The sequence below is a fragment of the Parasphingomonas caseinilytica genome, assembly GCF_036663755.1.
Classification (GTDB): domain Bacteria; phylum Pseudomonadota; class Alphaproteobacteria; order Sphingomonadales; family Sphingomonadaceae; genus Sphingomonas.
Genome location: NZ_JAXOJL010000001.1, coordinates 859831 through 876123, shown reverse-complemented (window position 1 = coordinate 876123; position 16293 = coordinate 859831). Strand labels below are relative to the sequence as shown.

Genomic DNA, 16293 nt, shown 5'->3' with positions numbered 1-16293 from the left:
CTAGCGTCTAAATCAGGAAACTGGAGTCAAAACCTCAGGAAAAGCGCCGTTACCGGCAATACCTGAAGCAGATCGCGCTGTGCCTTTTTCAGCCCCGACCCATCGACGACGACCGTGTCGCCGGGATAGATTTGTGGGTCTTCCTCGGTGCCGCGGCGTATCCGGGTCAGATCGAACGCGGCAGCCATGCGCTTGCCGTCGATCGTGCGGAACACCGCCACGCGTTTGGGATTTGCGAGATCGTCCGTACCGCGTGCCAGCGCCACGGCTTGGATCAACGTCATCGGTCCTACGGCCGGGAAGACGCCCGGCTGTTTCACCGAGCCATCGACCGTGACGATACGGGTGGCCGACTCCTTCAGAGCAACGGTGACGTTGGGATTGCGAAGATACTTTTCGCCCAACTTGAGTTCGATTGCTTTGGCGAGCTGGCCCGTGCTGAGGCCGACTGCATCGAGGCGACCGATCAGTGGCATGGTGATCCGGCCGCTCTGATCGACCGAATAATCGCGGCTGATGTCCGCCACCTGGAACACGCTGACGGTGATCGTATCGAGCGGGGCCAACTTGTAGGTGTCGTCGACGGCGGCGATCTGTGGAGCATCGGGTGCACCGAACTTACTGACATCGTAAGAAATTGCACCGCCGCGGCTCGAGGCACAGGCGGACAGCAGCATGGCCAGACCAACCACCATGAGCCGGCCCATCAATCCGCTACACGTCATACCAAATCGCCCTGCAATCACTCCGCATCTAAGTCGATGCAGGTCAAACGCTTACAATTAACCGTGCCGTGTCGCAAGCCGTGCGGCTACGCGCCGGTGGTGATGAAGCTCAGGTCTCGTCCTTCGATCACTGCGGCGGTGAGCATTCCGGTGCGATATGCGCCGGTATCGATGCCGATCCGGTTCGGGCGCCGCTCCACCCCGTCGCTGATCGTGTGGCCGTGCACGACCATGCAACCGTGATCGTGCCCGTCCGACAGAAAAGGCTGGCGGATCCAGCGCAAATCCTGCGGTTGCTGCTCTTCGATCTTCACGCCGGGGCGTATTCCCGCGTGAACGAAAAGATAGTCGCCGAAACTGAACGTATCCCCCAGATCCTCCAAAAACCTGATGTGTTTTGAGGGTATCGCCTCGCGCAACACCGCGGCGATGCTCTCCTCGCTCATCGCCTGGAGCGCCGAGGGTGTAACACCATAGCTTTCCGCACAGGCATCGCCGCCATAGCCGAGCCAATCATAGGCGAGGTTCGGTTCGGCGTTCAAAACGCGCAGCAAGACTTCCTCGTGATTGCCCATCAGGAACAGCGTCTTGGCCGGGAAATTGCCGAGCGAGGACAATCGTTCGACCACACCCGCGGAATCCGGTCCGCGATCGATCAGGTCGCCCAGAAAACACAGCCCGATCGTCGACAACGGGCGCTCGACGATGTCATCCTCGATCCGCGCGAGCAGGTCGTCGAGTAGATCCAGCCGCCCGTGAATATCGCCGACCGCATAGACGCGCTGCCCGTCCGGCCCGGAAAACTCGGACGCGGCGATATTCTCGGAAATACGACGGAATAGCTTCTTGAACAAACGGACCTCGATGATGACGCGCGTGCCGCGGTGGCGGGATTAGCCAATCCGCTGTGATGTAGGCACGATCGTTACAGCGTCCATAGCCGCATGTCGCGCGGCACGTCGGCCGATCCGGCGAGCGCGTTCTTCAGATCGACGATCCCGCCACCCGGCGCGACGAGCGCGGCGAAGCGCCCGAAATCGGCCAACAGCGCCTGATGCGGCACCGCCAGCACGACGAGATCGTAGGGTCCCGTTGGCGCATCGACCAGGGGGATCGCATATTCGTGCAGCGCTTCGGGCGCGGAAACGAGCGGATCGTGGACCTCGACGGCATGGCCCAGCGCCTCGAACGCGGCGACCAGATCGGCGACCTTCGAATTGCGCAGGTCGGGCACGTCCTGTTTGAAGGCGAGACCGAGCACGAGCACTTTCGCCACGTTGCCGCCGTTCCAGTCATGCACTTGCCCGGCGACCCATGTTGCCATGCCGTCGTTGGTATCGCGTCCGGCCAGGATGATGCGCGGATCGCAGCCCAGTTCGGTCGCCCGGTGCGCGAGGTAATAGGGATCGACGCCGATGCAGTGCCCGCCGACCATGCCGGGTTCGAACTTCAGGAAATTCCACTTCGTCCCGGCCGCGGCGAGCACGTCCCACACCGACAGGTTCATCTTCGCGAAGATCTGCGTGATCTCGTTGACGAATGCGATGTTGATGTCGCGCTGTGCATTCTCGATCACCTTCGCCGCTTCGGCCGCCTTGATCGATGCCGCGCGGAACACGCCGCCGGTCGTCACGCGCCCGTAGAGTTCGGCGATCTGGTCGAGGATTTCGGGCGTCTGTCCCGATACCACCTTGATGATGCGATCGACGGTATGTTCGCGGTCGCCCGGATTGATCCGCTCCGGCGAATAACCGAGAAAGAAATCCTCGCCGCACACCAGCCCGCTGACACGCTCCAGTTCGGGGCCGCACATATCTTCGGTCACGCCGGGATAGACCGTGCTTTCATAGACGACGATCGACCGTCGTCCTGCCTTCAGCATCCCGCCCACGGTGCGCGTCGCCGCCATCACGATCGACAGATCGGGCGTGTTGGACGCATCGACCGGGGTCGGCACGGTGACGATGTAGAAGTCGGCCTCGGGGCAGGCGGCGGGATCGGTGGTCAATTGTAGGCTGGAGGCGGCAAGCCGATCGGCGTCGATCTCCCCGGTGCGATCGTGGCCGCCCTTCAGTTCGGCGATCCGACCGGTATCGACGTCCAGCCCCCAGGTGGTGAAGGATTTTGCCAGCGCCACGGCAAGCGGTAGCCCGACATAGCCGAGCCCGACCACCACGACATTCGTATCTGCGGCCATTGCCGACGTCCTTAACCTGATCCAATTGCGGGCTTCTTTACCGGCAAAGTGCCACACGGCAAGCCGTGCGGGGCCGCAACCGGGATCTTGGTCTATGCGCCGGCCGGCATTTTCGCGCCGCGCTGTGCTTGCGCGGCGCGGCACGCCATCACATGATCGCGTGATGCGTGGCGTATCCGATCCCGACCGAGCCGAGGCGCGCACGTTCAGCTATCTCGCCGATGTGTGCGGTGCGGTCGCCGCCGATACGCCGATCGCCGGTGTGACGCCAGACGATCCGGCTGCGATCCCCGCGCTCGTGCGGCGCCATCGCATCGCTACGCGGGCGACCGCGGCGCTCGCCACTTCACTCCGCCCGCATGATCCCGAGGTCGCGGGCTGGCTGTCCAAACGCGCGCGCGGACGCAGCATCGCGGCATTGCACCGCACCGAACGGATGGCGGCGATATCGACGATGCTGTCGGCGGCGGGCATCCGCCATTTCGGGATCAAGGGGCCCGTGTTGGCGCAGCAAATCTATGGCGATGTCGGCGCGCGCGACAGCAAGGATATCGATTTGCTTGTCGATCCGGTGACGATCGCGCGGGTCGCGACCGCACTGGAGACGATGGGCTTTGCCGAAACCTCCGGCCATGGCGAAGCGGGTGAGCAATTCGCCAACAAGCATCGCACCTTTGTCGGCCACGGTGTCGAGGTGGAAGTTCATACACGCCTGCTCGATGTCGATGCGCTGCTGCCGCTGGGTTTCGAGGCGGTCTGGGCGCGGCGCGATACGGTGATGCTTGGCACGGTCGCCGTCCCCGCACTGTCGATGGTCGATACCTTGCTGTATCTCTGCGCGCATGGCGCACAGCATTTGTGGTTCCGGCTGAAATGGCTCGAGGATATTGCGAGGATCGTGGCGACGGCACATCCGTCGATCGTTCCCGATGCGATCGTTTCCGCTCGCGAAACCGGGGCCGAGGCGATCGTCACCAGCGCCGTGCAGCTTGTCGAAGAGGTCTTCGGCATCGAAGGTCTGTCGCCAATCCCCATTTCGTCGGCGAGCCGGCGCATCGTCCGGCTGTCGAAGGCGGCACTCGCTGCGCCGGCCGATTATGCCTCGGCACCGCCACTGAGTTGGATCCTGCGCAAGCTGCCCGTCCAGTTCGGCATGGCCCGCAACTGGCGCTATCGTCGCGATCTGCTGCGACTGCTCCTTCTGGCACCGCGCGATTTCGATGCGACGGCGCTGCCACGCGGTTTTCGCTGGTTGCGCCTGCCGTTGCGACCGGTGATGCTGCTGCGCGATCGCTGGACCCGCAGATGAAGGAGTCGTTGACTTCGCCGGCCTGGCGAACGAGTTCGTCGCCATGGGTCATGCAGCGGCAAGGATGGCAAATGAGAGTTTCCCGACAGTGAAGACGGTGTCCGCGCCACAGATCGCGTTCGGTGGCACGCAGGGCGTATATTGCCACGCATCCGAGGCGACCGGCACCGACATGACCTTTTCGGTGTACGTGCCACCGCATGTCGAAGGCGCGACACTGCCGGTGCTGTGGTATCTGTCCGGCCTCACCTGCACGCATGCCAACGTCACCGACAAGGGCGAGTATCGCCGCGCCTGTGCCGAGGCGGGCGTGATCTTCATCGCGCCGGATACGTCGCCGCGCGGCGATGATGTGCCGGACGACACCGCCTATGATTTCGGCAAGGGCGCGGGCTTCTATGTCGATGCGACCGAGGCACCATGGGCGGCGAATTTCCGAATGCGGCGCTATATCGAGGACGAATTGCCGGCGCTGATCGCGGCGGAATTTCCCATGGCCGACATGAATCGCCAGGGCATTACCGGCCATTCGATGGGCGGGCACGGCGCGCTGACGATCGGCTTGCGCAATCCCGATCGCTTCAGGAGCGTTTCCGCCTTCGCGCCGATCGTGTCGCCGCTCAATTGCCCATGGGGCGAGAAGGCGCTGGGCGGCTATCTCGGGCCGGATCGCCACGCATGGCGGGCTTATGATGCCTGCGCGCTGATCGAGGATGGCGCGCGCGTGCCCGAACTCCTCGTCGATCAGGGCGATGCCGATCAGTTCCTCGCCGAGCAGCTCAAGCCCGAATTGCTCCGCGCGGCATGCGCTGCGGCGGGGATCGATCTGACGCTTCGGATGCAGTCGGGATACGATCACAGCTATTATTTCATCTCGACGTTTCTGGCGGATCACGTCAATTGGCACGCGGAGCGGCTGAAGGGCGGATAAGCGGATGCAGCATTACGATGTGGTGATCGTCGGCGCGGGTCATGCCGGCGCGCAGGCGGCGATTGCCTTGCGGCAGGCGAAGTTCGCCGGCACGATCGCGGTGATCGGCGACGAGCCGGAACTGCCCTACGAACGCCCGCCATTGTCGAAGGATTATTTGTCCGGCGAGAAGCCGTTCGAGCGGTTGTTGATCCGCCCGCCGGCCTTCTGGGCGGAACGCGACGTCGAGATGCTGCTCGGTCAGCGGGTCACGGAGGTGGATGCGAATGCGCACACCGTCTCGATCGGCGAGACCAAAATCGGCTACGACCACCTCATCTGGGCCGGGGGCGGATCCCCGCGCCGGCTGACCTGTTCGGGCCATAACTATTCCGGCGTCCACGGCGTGCGCACGCGCGCCGATGTAGACAGGCTGATGGGCGAACTTGCCACGACCGAGCGCGTCGTCGTGATCGGCGGCGGCTATATCGGGCTGGAAGCGGCGGCGGTGCTGACCAAACTCGGCAAGCACGTTACCGTGCTGGAGGCGCAGGACCGTGTGCTGGCGCGTGTCGCCGGAGAGCAATTGTCGCGCTTCTACGAGGGTGAACATCGCGCGCATGGTGTCGAGGTGCGGCTCGGCGTGACGGTCTCAAGCATCGAGGGTGAGGGCGATAAAGTCACCGGCGTACGCCTGTCGGACGACGAGATCGTGCCCGCCGATATGGTGATCGTCGGCATCGGCATCATTCCCGAAGTCGCGGCGCTGATCGCGGCGGGCGCGGAAGGCGGCAACGGCGTGAACGTTGATCGCCATTGCCGCACAAGCTTGCCCGACGTGTTCGCGGTCGGCGATTGCGCGATGCATGCCAGTGATTTCGCGGACGGTGCGCCGATCCGGCTGGAATCGGTACAGAACGCCAACGATCAGGCCACCTGCGTCGCCAAGCTGATCGCCGGCGGCGACGCCGAGGCGCAGCCCTATCACGCCGTGCCGTGGTTCTGGTCCAATCAATACGATCTGAAACTGCAGACCGTCGGGCTGTCGATCGGCTACGATTCCACCGTGCTGCGTGGCGATCCCGAAGCGCGCAGTTTTTCGCTGATCTATCTGCGCGGCGGCAAGGTCATCGCGCTCGATTGCGTCAACGCGACGCGGGATTACGTGCAGGGCCGCGCGCTGGTGCTGGCCGGGTCGTCGCCCGATCCGGCGCTTCTCGCCGACCTCGAACAGGTGCTCAAGGAACTCGCATGACTGCCCCCCTTATCGCCGGCGTCGAACTCGGCGGCACCAAGTGCAATTGCATTCTCGCGACCGGGCCGGCCGATATCCGCGAGGAGGTCCGCATCCCGACGACCACGCCGGAGGAAACGCTGTCGGCGATCGAGGCGGTGCTGGAACGCTGGACCGGCTATGACGCGCTCGGCATCGCCAGTTTCGGCCCGGTCTCGATCGACCGGGAGGCGGCGAATTACGGTTACATCACCGCGACGACCAAGGCCGGCTGGACGAACACCGATGTCGCGCGACGGCTTGCGGCGAAGGCGAGCGTGCCGACCGGGTTCAACAGCGATGTGGCCGGCGCGGCGCTGGGCGAGGGCAAATGGGGCGCGGCGCAGGGGCTGGCGGACCATGCCTATATCACCGTCGGCACCGGCGTTGGTGTCGGGCTCGTCATGCACGGCGAGCCGACCAGCGGCATGACGCATCCCGAACTCGGCCACGTCCGCACCTCGCGTCTGCCGGGTGACGACTGGCCGGGCATCTGCACCTATCACGGCGATTGCGTGGAGGGCATGGCCTCCGGCCCGGCGATCCAGGCCCGCACCGGCACGCGTGCGCCGGATCTGCCGCTGGATCATCCGGTGTGGAACAATGTTTCGCACACGCTGGCGCAATTGCTTCACACTCTGGTGCTGACGGGTATCCCGCGCCGCATCGTCATGGGCGGCGGCGTGATGACCGGCATGCCGCATCTGCTGCCGATGATCCGCGCGCGGCTGGTGGAAAGTCTGGGCGGCTATGGCGCGACCGGGGATATCCAGCCGGTCGATGCGTTCGTGGTGCCGGCGGCGCTCGGCAACAATGCCGGGCCGCTCGGGGCGATCGTATTGGGGCAGCGGGCGCTTCTCTAATTCTAGGCCCTCCCCTAAGGGAGAGGGGCTTAAAGAAGAAGCAGAGCCTGTTCGGCGCCCTCGTGTGCCTCATCCTCCTCCAATATCCCCGACAGCGTCAGCCCGAGCAGGCGAACCCCGTTGGGCACCGGTAGTTGCGCTTCGAGCAACATGATGCCCGCCGCCAGGAACGCCGCCTGATCCGGCACCGGTGCTGAAAACGAGCGTGCCCGTGTGATCGTGTGGAAACCGGTGAAGCGCAGTTTCAGCGTCACCGTGCGGCCCTGCGCGCCGCTGCGATCGACGCGGACCCACGCCGCCTCCGCCACGCGTTCCAGCGCGGCGATCAGGTCGGCGCGCTCGGTAAAGTCCTGATCGAACGTGCGTTCCGCGCCGACCGACTTGGTCTGCCGATCGACCCGCACCGGGCGATGATCCTCGCCGCGCGCGGCGGCGAACAGATAGTCCGCGCTGCTGCGAAAATTGGCGCGCAGCATCTCGATCGGCTGCGCGCGCAGGTCCGCGCCGGTCAGGATGCCCAATCGCTCCATCTTCGCCGCAGTCACCGGGCCGACGCCATGGAACCGACGCACCGGCAGGCTCGCGACGAAGGCTGCGCCTTTCGAGGGCGGGATCACGCAGATGCCGTCCGGCTTGTTCTGGTCCGACGCGAGCTTGGCGATGAACTTGTTATAGGACACGCCGGCGGAGGCGGTCAGCCTCGTCTCGGCCTTGATGCGCGCGCGGATCTCCTCGGCGATCGCCCGCGCGGAACCGAGCCCGCGCATGTCCTCGGTCACGTCGAGATACGCTTCGTCCAGCGACAGCGGTTCGATCAAGCCGGTATAGTCGGCGAAGATCGCACGAATCTGCAGGCTGACCTCGCGATAGACATCGAAGCGCGGGGGAACGAACACCAGGTCCGGGCAGCGCCGGATCGCGGTGACGGATGGCATCGCCGATTTCACCCCGAAGGTGCGCGCCTCGTAACTCGCCGCCGCCACCACGCCGCGCGCCTTCGATCCGCCGACCGCGACGGGCTTGCCGCGCAACGACGGATCGTCGCGCTGTTCGACGCTCGCGTAGAAGGCGTCCATGTCGATATGGATCACCTTGCGCTTGGGAAGGTCTTCTGTGGACATTACGGGAACATCATACCCGCTCGCGACGGCCCGCACTAGCTGTGTGGTGTGTTCGACTTTCGGCGCGACTCCGAAATTCGCTGTTCCGGGGCAGCGAATTCGGCCCGATCGCCACTTTTGACTTGATCGCCGGGGGCCTGCCAGCTAGGCGCACCAACCTGCAATGTGTCGGGGCGTGGCGCAGTCTGGTAGCGCACTGGTCTCGGGGTCCAGGGGTCGTAGGTTCGAATCCTATCGCCCCGACCATTGCAGCGATATCACCGATATCGATCCACAGGCCGCAAAGGCCTCACACCCCGCTACGCGCCGCCATCATCTCCTCCACGCCGACGAATTTCTCGCGCGGCGCGCCGTCGCGGGCGGCGGCGATTTCGGCCGCTTCGATTTTCTGCCAGTCCCGGAAGGTGACGACATCCACCTTGCGTTCCGCCAGCAACGCGTCGAGCGCCGGTCGGCCCTTTTTGCCGCTGTTTCCGGGCAGGTCGGCGGCGATCTGTTCGGCGATGCGGAAACCGTCCGGGCGATTGGTGCCGATCGTGCCCGTCGGCCCGCGCCGTGCCCAGCCGACCGCATACAAGCCCGGCGCGATGCGGCCATCCACATTGGCGAATCGCCCGAGCGCCTCGTCATAGGGCACGCCGGGAATCGGCGGCGTGCGATAGCCGATACAACTCACCACCAGCCCGGCGGGGATCGCATAGGTCTCGCCGGTGCCATGCGCTTGGCCTTTCTCGTCCAGCGCGGTGCGTTCGACGATCACGCGCTCGACCTTGCCGTCTCCCTCGACAGCTACCGGCATGGCGAAGAAATCGAACACGACCCGGATCGGTTTGTCGCCGGGATGAGCGGCAAACGCGCGCAGATGGCCGACCGCCTTGCGCTGGCCGGCATCCAGCGTCGAATCCTCGGCAAGCGGTGGCAGGTCGGCGGGATCGACGACCGCAGTAGCGCGGGTCAGATGGCCGAGTTCGCCGAGTTCCTTGGGGGTCATTGCGATCTGGTGCGGTCCGCGCCGGCCGAGCAGGGTGACGGTGTCGATGCGGTGCTGTCCGAGCCCCTGTAGCGCGTGGCTGACGATGTCCGATCCGTCGAATTCCGCACCGGTTTTGGCGAGGATGCGCGCGACGTCCAGCGCGACGTTGCCGTGCCCGACGACGACCGCGCCGGGGCCGTCGAGCGGCGGGGCCAGTCCGGCGAAATCGGGATGGCCGTTATACCAGCCGACGAATGCCGCGGATCCGATCACGCCCGGCAGATCGTCGCCCGGCACGCCGAGCCGCCGGTCGGCCGGGGCACCGGTCGCCAGCACCACCGCATCATACAGGTCGCCGAGTTCCGCGATGCTGATGTCCTGCCCGGCCGAGACATGGCCGACGAAGCGGACATTGTCGGTCAGCGCCACTGCCTCGTAGCGCCGCGAGACGCCCTTGATCGCCTGATGATCCGGCGCGACGCCGCTGCGGATCAGGCCGAATGGCACCGGCATGCGATCGATGATGTCGACGCGCACGTCGTCGCCGAAGGTCTTCTGACATGCCTCGGCGGTATAGTAACCCGCCGGGCCGGAGCCGATGATCGCGATATGACGCATGAAGCCTCTCCGTTTTGCCAGTAATGCTAGTACCGCGCGGAGGAGAGGGGAAGTTCCCAATTACACAGCGAGGCATCTCGACCTGAACGAATGCGCTGCTATGGCGAACGGCAGTGTCCCTCGTCGAAATCCTCGCCTCGTTGCTGATCGTCGTGAACGTCGTGCTCGTCGCGCGACGGAGCGTGTGGAACTACGCCTTTGCGATCGCCGGCGTCGCGATCTACGCCTGGATCTTCTTCGACGCGAAACTGTACAGCGACATGCTTTTGCAGGGCTTCTTCCTCATCGTGAACCTGTACGGCTGGCGACACTGGTCGCAGGGCATCGCCGAGGCAGGTCAGGTGCGCGTCGGGCGGTTGACCGTGGCGGAGCGGATCGGCTGGGTGGCGGCGATTTTCGTGGCGACTGTCGTATGGGGCGGTTTGATGCACTGCTTTACCGATGCCTCTTATCCGTTCGTCGATGCCGGCGTGGCGATGACAAGCGTCGCCGCGCAAATCCTGCTTTCACGCCAGAAATTGGAAAACTGGATCCTGTGGATCGCGGTCGATGCCGTCGCGGTCGGCCTGTATGCCGCGAAGGATCTGTGGCCGACTGCGATCCTCTACACCCTGTTGCTGGCGATCTCGGTCTGGGGCCTGATCGACTGGCGCAAATCGGAACGTCTATGACCCGCACGATCTGCCTGCACGGCCCGGAAAGCACCGGCAAATCCACCCTTGCACCGCGTTTGGCACGGGCGCTGGGCGGCGCGGTGGTGGATGAATATGGCCGTACTTTCGCCGAGGCGAACGGGCTGGATTTCTCTATGGCCGATCTGGTCCGCATCGCCGAAACGCATGACGGCATCACGCGGTCGCTGGCGGCGGGGGGGATCGATCCGCTGATCCTCGATACCGATCCGCTGATGACCGCAGTTTGGGCCGACATGCTGTTCGGCCAACGCGATCCGTGGTTCGATACTTGGCAGGGCACCGCCGACCTGTACCTGCTGCTCGATATCGATCTGCCTTGGGTCGGGGATGGGACGCGGATGTTCGGATCTGGGGCGGACCGGCAGCGTTTCTTCGATCTGTCGAAGGCCGAACTGGAGCGGCGCGGGGTGCGCTGGGCGCTGGTCGGCGGACAAGGCGATGCGCGGTTTGCCAATGCGCTGGCGGCAGTCGAAGCGGCGGGGCTGGGTTAGTCTACGACCCTACCTTAGCTTTCTTCGACCGGGAGCTGGCCTTGGTCATCAGATCCGGTTTCGGCGGAGGCTTCCATCCCGGCGGCGGGGTCACGCGCTGGCGGCTGGTGCCGATGCCCATGCTACCGGGCTGCTGACGGGTGAGGCCGCTCGGGTCGATCGCATCCACATCGGCGTCGGCCGACTGGCCGCGCAATATGCTGATCCGATCGCGGAGCGACGCGGCGAGCGCGAAATCCAGCGCCTCGGCGGCGGCCTCCATTTGGAGCCGCAAATCTTCGATCGTGACACCCATCCGCGCACAACGCACGGATGGGTGAACGGATGCCGTCTTACTTCTTGGCCAGCTTGTACTTCTTTACCGCATCGAGCGTACCCTGGACGTGACCGACCGGGTTCATCTGGCTCAGCGTGAAGATGATCTTGCCGTTCGGCGCGATGACGTAGCTGGTGCGGTCGGTCCAGCCGGCCTTGGCGGCAAGTGCCACGTCATAGCCGCTGATCACTGCCGGTGTTGCCGCACCGACCGGGAATTTGTCGCGGCATTCGACCTTGGAGAATTCTGCGATCCGCTCGACATTGCCGGCGGTCAGGCCGATCAACGTCGCGCCGTTCTTTTCGAAATCGGCGGCGGCTTCGGCGAATTCATGCGCCTCCGCGGTGCAGCCCGAGGTGAAGGCGGCGGGGAAGAAATACAGGACCACCGGACCCTTCTTCAACGCCGATTTGAGCGCGAAATCGTACATCTTCCCGCCCTTTGCCGCCTTGGTGACGATGTCGGGGGCGGTTGCGCCGACCTTCAGCGCGGCGAGCGCCGGGGTGGCGAGCGAGAGGGCGGTAATGGCGAGCAGGGCAGGGGCGATACGCATGAGGGGCTACACTCCGGTGGATGTAGCCCCTGCATAATACGGAATCGGTGGCAGCGATATGGGTGTTACGTCGTGTGCCGGGTCAACAGCTCGCATAACTGCCCCGGAGTTAACCTTGGGGCTGTGCCGCTTTGGCTAATGCGACATTTTGTCTTGGTTCGCGCTGGTGCTATGGCGCACGCAAATCGCGCCTCCACCAGCTTGAGATCATAGTGACCCCCTTAGATAAAATCCGCAATTTCAGCATCATCGCCCACATCGACCATGGCAAGTCGACCCTTGCCGACCGCCTGATTCAGGAAACCGGCGGGCTGACCGCGCGTGAGATGTCCGAGCAGGTGCTCGATAATATGGATATCGAGAAGGAGCGTGGGATTACGATCAAGGCGCAGACCGTGCGCCTGGCCTACAAGGCGGATGACGGCGAGACCTACACGCTGAACTTGATGGACACGCCGGGGCATGTCGACTTCGCCTACGAAGTCTCGCGCAGCCTGGCCGCATGCGAGGGCGCGTTGCTGGTGGTTGATGCGGCGCAGGGCGTCGAGGCGCAAACGCTCGCCAACGTCTATCAGTCGATCGAGCATGATCACGAGATCGTGCCGGTGATCAACAAGATCGATCTGCCCGCCGCCGACCCGGAAAAGGTGCGTGCCGAGATCGAAGAAGTGATCGGGTTGGATGCCTCGCAGGCGGTGCTCACTTCGGCGAAATCGGGCATCGGCATCCGCGAGGTGCTGGAGGCGGTCGTCACGCGCATTCCGCCGCCGAAGGGCGATCCAGAGGCACCGCTGAAAGCGATGCTGGTCGATAGCTGGTACGATCCGTATCTCGGCGTCGTGATCCTCGTGCGCGTTGTGGCCGGTACGTTGAAGAAGGGCCAGCTGATCAAGTTCATGGCCACCGGCACGCAGCATCTTATCGACCGGGTGGGGTGCTTCCGCCCCCGCATCGAGCAGTTGACCGACCTGGGCGTGGGCGAGATCGGCTTCATCACCGCGCAGATCAAGGAGGTCGCGCAGACCCGCGTCGGCGACACGATCACCGATGTGAAGCGCCCTGCGATCGAGCCTTTGCCCGGCTTCAAGGAAGTGCAGCCGGTGGTGTTCTGCGGGCTGTTCCCGGTCGATGCCAACGACTTCGAGAAATTGCGGGAGAGCATTTCCAAGCTGCGTCTCAACGATGCCAGCTTCTCGTTCGAAATGGAGACCAGCGCGGCTCTGGGGTTCGGCTTCCGCTGCGGGTTCCTCGGTTTGCTGCATCTGGAGATTATTCAGGAGCGCCTTACGCGCGAATACGATCTCGACCTGATCACGACCGCGCCGTCTGTGGTGTATGAGATCGAGCTGACTCATCCCGACCCCGCCGGCACGACGCATATCGAATTGCACAACCCCGCCGACATGCCCGAGCCCAACAAGATCGCGATGATCAGCGAGCCGTGGATCGAGGCGGTCATTTATGTGCCCGACGAGTATCTCGGTTCGATCCTGAAGCTGTGTCAGGATCGCCGCGGTATCCAGAAGAACCTCACCTATGTCGGCGGTCGCGCGCAGGCGACCTACGAACTGCCGCTCAACGAAGTGGTATTCGATTTCTACGATCGTCTAAAATCGCTGTCGAAGGGCTATGCCAGCTTCGATTACAATCAGATTGGTTACCGCGAGGGCGACCTCGTCAAGATGAGCATCCTCGTCAACGAGGAGCCGGTCGACGCGCTGTCGATGATCGTCCATCGCGGCACCGCGGAGGTGCGCGGGCGCGGCATGGTCGAGCGGCTGAAGGAACTGATCCCGCGGCACCTGTTCAAGATCCCGATCCAGGCGGCGATCGGTGGCAAGGTGATCGCGCGCGAGACGATCAGCGCGATGCGCAAGGATGTGACCGCGAAATGCTATGGCGGCGATGCCAGCCGCAAGCGCAAGCTGCTCGACAAGCAGAAGAAGGGCAAACTGAAGATGCGCGAATATGGGAGTGTGAGCATCCCGCAGGAGGCGTTCATCGCGGCATTGAGGATGGGCGACGACGCCTGAGGCTCAAGGCCAAGCGAAGCTTGGCCGCGGACTAGCCGAATGCCGGTCGGCGTTCGGTCGAGCTTGTCCTCGACCGAACCGTCCGAGGCGGCTTTGCCGCGGCACCCTTCTGATCGTAAGCCAAGACGCAGCTAGGAGATCGCCCATGAGACTGACCGGCATCAAGGGATGGATCGCGGCGTTGCTCTGCGCCGTGCCGGCTGTGGTCCATGCCCAGCCGCGTCCGCCGCTGGTCCTCGCCGCCGCCAGTCTCCAGGAATCGATGACCGCCGCCGCCGATGCCTGGGCGAAGAAAGGCCATCCCAAACCGGTGATCTCGTTCGCCGCGTCCTCGGCGCTCGCGCGGCAGGTGCTGGCGGGTGGCCCGGCGGATCTGTTCGCATCGGCAGATGAAGAATGGATGGACGCTCTGGCGGCGAAGACCCTGATCGCGAAGGGCACGCGGAGCGATTTCCTTGGCAACCGGCTGGTGGTGATAGAGGCGCAGGGTCGTCATACGCGCATTCCGTTGCGTCCGGCGCGAGCGCTGGCCGCAACGCTCGGCGCGGGTCCGCTGGCGATGGCCGATACCGCGAGCGTACCGGCGGGAAAATATGGCAAGGCTGCGCTGGAACGGCTCGGCGTGTGGGCGGCGGTGGCGCCGCGTGTCGTGCAGGCGGAGAATGTCCGGGCGGCACTCGCCTTGGTCGAGCGGCAGGCGGCACCGTTCGGCATCGTCTATGCGACCGATGCCCGCGCGTCGTGCACGGTGCGCGTGGCGGGTGTGTTTCCGGACGGGAGCCACCCGCCGATCGTGTATCCGCTTGCTCGCCTCGCTTCGTCGACCAACCCGGAAGGCGAAGCGTTTCGCCGTTTTCTGGTATCGCGCGAGGGTAAGGCGATCTTTGTGAAGTTCGGTTTCTCTGCGCGGTGAGGGCAGGGCCACGATGCTGACGCCCGAGGAATGGGGCATCGTCGCGCTGACGTTACAGGTCGGCGGCGTGGCGTTGCTGGTGACGCTGCCGATCGCCTTCGCGCTCGCCTGGGCATTGGCGCGGGGAACGTTCCCGGGCAAATTGCTGCTCGATGCGGTGGTGCATCTGCCGCTGGTGGTGCCCCCGGTGGTGACGGGGTGGCTGTTGCTGATCGCGTTCGCGCCGACCGGGCCGGTGGGTGCGGTGCTGCAGGACTGGTTCGGTGTCAGCGTGCTGTTCCGCTGGACCGGGGCGGCGATCGCGTCGGGGATCATGGCGTTGCCGCTGATGGTGCGTGCGATGCGGCTGTCGATCGAGGCGGTCGACCGGCGGCTGGAAAGCGCCGCCGCGACTCTGGGCGCGGGGCGGTGGCGGGTGTTCGCGACGATCACGCTGCCGCTGAGCATGCCCGGCGTGCTGGCCGGGGCCGTATTGGGGTTTGCGCGATCGATCGGCGAATTCGGCGCGACGATCACCTTCGTGTCGAATGTGCCGGGCCAGACGCAGACCTTGCCGCTGGCGATCTACAGCGCGTTGCAGCGGCCGGATGGCGAGGCGATGGTGTTGCGGCTGGCGGCGATCTCGGTGGCGCTATCGCTGATTGCACTGGTCGCGTCCGAACTGCTCGCGCGGCGTAGTGGCAGGGGGCTGCATGTCCTTTGAAATCCACGTCGCCAAGCGCCTCGGCGAGACCGATATCGCGCTGGACCTGTCGGCGGGGGAGGGCGTCACGATCCTGTTCGGGCCTTCAGGGGTGGGTAAAACGAGCGTGCTCAACATGGTCGCCGGGCTGCTGCTACCGAGCCGCGGCACGATCCGGGTCGGTGGGGAGACGCTGTTCGATTCGGCGGCCGGCATCGACGTACCGGTCGAGCGTCGTCGCGCGGGATATGTCTTTCAGGATGCGCGGCTGTTCCCGCATCTCAGGGTTCGCGCCAACCTGCTCTACGGCGCGCCGACGACTATTCTCGATGAGGAGCGAATCGCTTTTCTTGGGATCGGACATTTGCTCGACCGCTGGCCGCGCAGCCTCTCCGGCGGCGAGGCGCGGCGCGTGGCGATCGGACGGGCGTTGCTCAGCGATCCGGCGTTTCTGCTGCTGGACGAGCCGCTATCGTCACTGGATGCGGCGCGGCGCGGCGAAGTGATGGCGGCGATCGAGCATATCCGCGATGTGGTTAAATTGCCGGTGTTGATGGTGACGCATGATGCGGGCGAGGCGGAGCGATTGGGGTCGCGGATCGTGCCGATGGGGCGGTGACC

17 protein-coding genes and 1 tRNA gene are annotated in these 16293 nt (G+C 64.7%); 11 read left to right on the top strand and 7 right to left on the bottom strand.

Annotated features, from left to right (window positions below; genetic code table 11):
• Positions 1–26: 26 nt before the first annotated feature.
• The 3 genes from U1738_RS04185 to U1738_RS04175 all read right to left on the bottom strand — a co-directional run bounded on the left by U1738_RS04185 (position 27) and on the right by U1738_RS04175 (position 2922).
• A complete protein-coding gene (locus tag U1738_RS04185) occupies positions 27–707 on the bottom strand; it encodes a polysaccharide biosynthesis/export family protein (protein WP_332787750.1) in 681 nt (226 codons plus the stop codon).
• 104 nt (positions 708–811) lie between these two features.
• Positions 812–1579, bottom strand: coding sequence for a metallophosphoesterase (locus U1738_RS04180; protein WP_332787749.1), 768 nt, complete (start codon positions 1577–1579; stop codon positions 812–814).
• Between the two features lie 71 nt (positions 1580–1650).
• Positions 1651–2922, bottom strand: a complete 1272-nt coding sequence (locus tag U1738_RS04175; RefSeq protein ID WP_332787748.1) for a nucleotide sugar dehydrogenase — start codon at positions 2920–2922, stop codon at positions 1651–1653.
• Positions 2923–3085: 163 nt separating this feature from the next.
• On the opposite strand from U1738_RS04175, the gene U1738_RS04170 reads away from it, so the two are divergent.
• The 4 genes from U1738_RS04170 (at position 3086) to U1738_RS04155 (ending at position 7277) form a co-directional block, all read left to right on the top strand.
• On the top strand, positions 3086–4231 hold the full coding sequence (locus U1738_RS04170) for a nucleotidyltransferase domain-containing protein (protein WP_332787747.1): 1146 nt from the start codon (positions 3086–3088) through the stop codon (positions 4229–4231).
• A gap of 64 nt (positions 4232–4295) precedes the next feature.
• Positions 4296–5162, top strand: a complete 867-nt coding sequence (fghA, locus tag U1738_RS04165) for an S-formylglutathione hydrolase (RefSeq protein WP_332787746.1) — start codon at positions 4296–4298, stop codon at positions 5160–5162.
• Between the two features lie 4 nt (positions 5163–5166).
• Positions 5167–6396: an NAD(P)/FAD-dependent oxidoreductase gene (locus tag U1738_RS04160; protein WP_332787745.1), complete on the top strand. Its 1230-nt coding sequence runs from the start codon at positions 5167–5169 to the stop codon at positions 6394–6396.
• Positions 6393–7277: an ROK family protein gene (locus tag U1738_RS04155; protein WP_332787744.1), complete on the top strand. Its 885-nt coding sequence runs from the start codon at positions 6393–6395 to the stop codon at positions 7275–7277. The genes U1738_RS04160 and U1738_RS04155 overlap by 4 nt, the downstream gene beginning before the upstream one ends.
• A 29-nt stretch (positions 7278–7306) precedes the next feature.
• Here the strand turns inward: U1738_RS04155 and dinB are convergent, their stop codons facing one another.
• Positions 7307–8398, bottom strand: coding sequence for a DNA polymerase IV (gene dinB / locus U1738_RS04150; RefSeq protein WP_332787743.1), 1092 nt, complete (start codon positions 8396–8398; stop codon positions 7307–7309).
• A 169-nt stretch (positions 8399–8567) separates the two neighbouring features.
• On the opposite strand from dinB, the gene U1738_RS04145 reads away from it, so the two are divergent.
• A tRNA-Pro gene (locus U1738_RS04145) sits at positions 8568–8644 on the top strand.
• A 43-nt stretch (positions 8645–8687) separates the two neighbouring features.
• On the opposite strand, the gene U1738_RS04140 is transcribed toward U1738_RS04145, so the two are convergent.
• On the bottom strand, positions 8688–9989 hold the full coding sequence (locus U1738_RS04140) for an FAD-dependent oxidoreductase (protein ID WP_332787742.1): 1302 nt from the start codon (positions 9987–9989) through the stop codon (positions 8688–8690).
• A 113-nt stretch (positions 9990–10102) separates the two neighbouring features.
• Here U1738_RS04140 and pnuC point away from each other — a divergent pair, with 113 nt between their 5' ends.
• On the top strand, positions 10103–10660 hold the full coding sequence (gene pnuC, locus U1738_RS04135) for a nicotinamide riboside transporter PnuC (protein ID WP_332787741.1): 558 nt from the start codon (positions 10103–10105) through the stop codon (positions 10658–10660).
• Positions 10657–11175: an AAA family ATPase gene (locus tag U1738_RS04130; RefSeq protein ID WP_332787740.1), complete on the top strand. Its 519-nt coding sequence runs from the start codon at positions 10657–10659 to the stop codon at positions 11173–11175. The genes pnuC and U1738_RS04130 overlap by 4 nt, the downstream gene beginning before the upstream one ends.
• A gap of 1 nt (position 11176) precedes the next feature.
• Here the strand turns inward: U1738_RS04130 and U1738_RS04125 are convergent, their stop codons facing one another.
• On the bottom strand, positions 11177–11485 hold the full coding sequence (locus U1738_RS04125; protein ID WP_443026968.1) for a UvrB/UvrC motif-containing protein: 309 nt from the start codon (positions 11483–11485) through the stop codon (positions 11177–11179).
• A gap of 22 nt (positions 11486–11507) precedes the next feature.
• Positions 11508–12044, bottom strand: coding sequence for a redoxin domain-containing protein (locus U1738_RS04120; protein WP_332787739.1), 537 nt, complete (start codon positions 12042–12044; stop codon positions 11508–11510).
• A 209-nt stretch (positions 12045–12253) separates the two neighbouring features.
• On the opposite strand from U1738_RS04120, the gene lepA reads away from it, so the two are divergent.
• The 4 genes from lepA to U1738_RS04100 all read left to right on the top strand — a co-directional run bounded on the left by lepA (position 12254) and on the right by U1738_RS04100 (position 16291).
• Positions 12254–14077: a translation elongation factor 4 gene (gene lepA / locus U1738_RS04115; RefSeq protein WP_332788219.1), complete on the top strand. Its 1824-nt coding sequence runs from the start codon at positions 12254–12256 to the stop codon at positions 14075–14077.
• A 145-nt stretch (positions 14078–14222) separates the two neighbouring features.
• The gene (gene modA, locus U1738_RS04110; protein ID WP_332787738.1) at positions 14223–14990 is read left to right on the top strand and encodes a molybdate ABC transporter substrate-binding protein; all 768 of its coding nucleotides are present in this window, start codon (positions 14223–14225) and stop codon (positions 14988–14990) included.
• 13 nt (positions 14991–15003) lie between these two features.
• Positions 15004–15693 (top strand): molybdate ABC transporter permease subunit, encoded by a 690-nt coding sequence (gene modB, locus U1738_RS04105; RefSeq protein WP_332787737.1) that lies wholly within the window; start codon positions 15004–15006, stop codon positions 15691–15693.
• A complete protein-coding gene (locus U1738_RS04100) occupies positions 15683–16291 on the top strand; it encodes an ATP-binding cassette domain-containing protein (RefSeq protein WP_332787736.1) in 609 nt (202 codons plus the stop codon). The genes modB and U1738_RS04100 overlap by 11 nt, the downstream gene beginning before the upstream one ends.
• Positions 16292–16293: the final 2 nt, after the last annotated feature.

What these genes read in the sequence shown, in the direction of transcription:
- U1738_RS04185 (WP_332787750.1), bottom strand. Translation starts at nt 707, where the DNA reads ATGGGCCGGCTCATGGTGGTTGGTCTGGCCATGCTGCTGTCCGCCTGT.
- U1738_RS04100 (WP_332787736.1), top strand. Translation starts at nt 15,683, where the DNA reads ATGTCCTTTGAAATCCACGTCGCCAAGCGCCTCGGCGAGACCGATATC.
- dinB (WP_332787743.1), bottom strand. Translation starts at nt 8,398, where the DNA reads ATGTCCACAGAAGACCTTCCCAAGCGCAAGGTGATCCATATCGACATG.
- U1738_RS04130 (WP_332787740.1), top strand. Translation starts at nt 10,657, where the DNA reads ATGACCCGCACGATCTGCCTGCACGGCCCGGAAAGCACCGGCAAATCC.
- U1738_RS04155 (WP_332787744.1), top strand. Translation starts at nt 6,393, where the DNA reads ATGACTGCCCCCCTTATCGCCGGCGTCGAACTCGGCGGCACCAAGTGC.
- U1738_RS04120 (WP_332787739.1), bottom strand. Translation starts at nt 12,044, where the DNA reads ATGCGTATCGCCCCTGCCCTGCTCGCCATTACCGCCCTCTCGCTCGCC.
- U1738_RS04160 (WP_332787745.1), top strand. Translation starts at nt 5,167, where the DNA reads ATGCAGCATTACGATGTGGTGATCGTCGGCGCGGGTCATGCCGGCGCG.
- modA (WP_332787738.1), top strand. Translation starts at nt 14,223, where the DNA reads ATGAGACTGACCGGCATCAAGGGATGGATCGCGGCGTTGCTCTGCGCC.
- U1738_RS04170 (WP_332787747.1), top strand. Translation starts at nt 3,086, where the DNA reads ATGCGTGGCGTATCCGATCCCGACCGAGCCGAGGCGCGCACGTTCAGC.
- fghA (WP_332787746.1), top strand. Translation starts at nt 4,296, where the DNA reads ATGGCAAATGAGAGTTTCCCGACAGTGAAGACGGTGTCCGCGCCACAG.
- modB (WP_332787737.1), top strand. Translation starts at nt 15,004, where the DNA reads ATGCTGACGCCCGAGGAATGGGGCATCGTCGCGCTGACGTTACAGGTC.
- U1738_RS04140 (WP_332787742.1), bottom strand. Translation starts at nt 9,989, where the DNA reads ATGCGTCATATCGCGATCATCGGCTCCGGCCCGGCGGGTTACTATACC.
- U1738_RS04175 (WP_332787748.1), bottom strand. Translation starts at nt 2,922, where the DNA reads ATGGCCGCAGATACGAATGTCGTGGTGGTCGGGCTCGGCTATGTCGGG.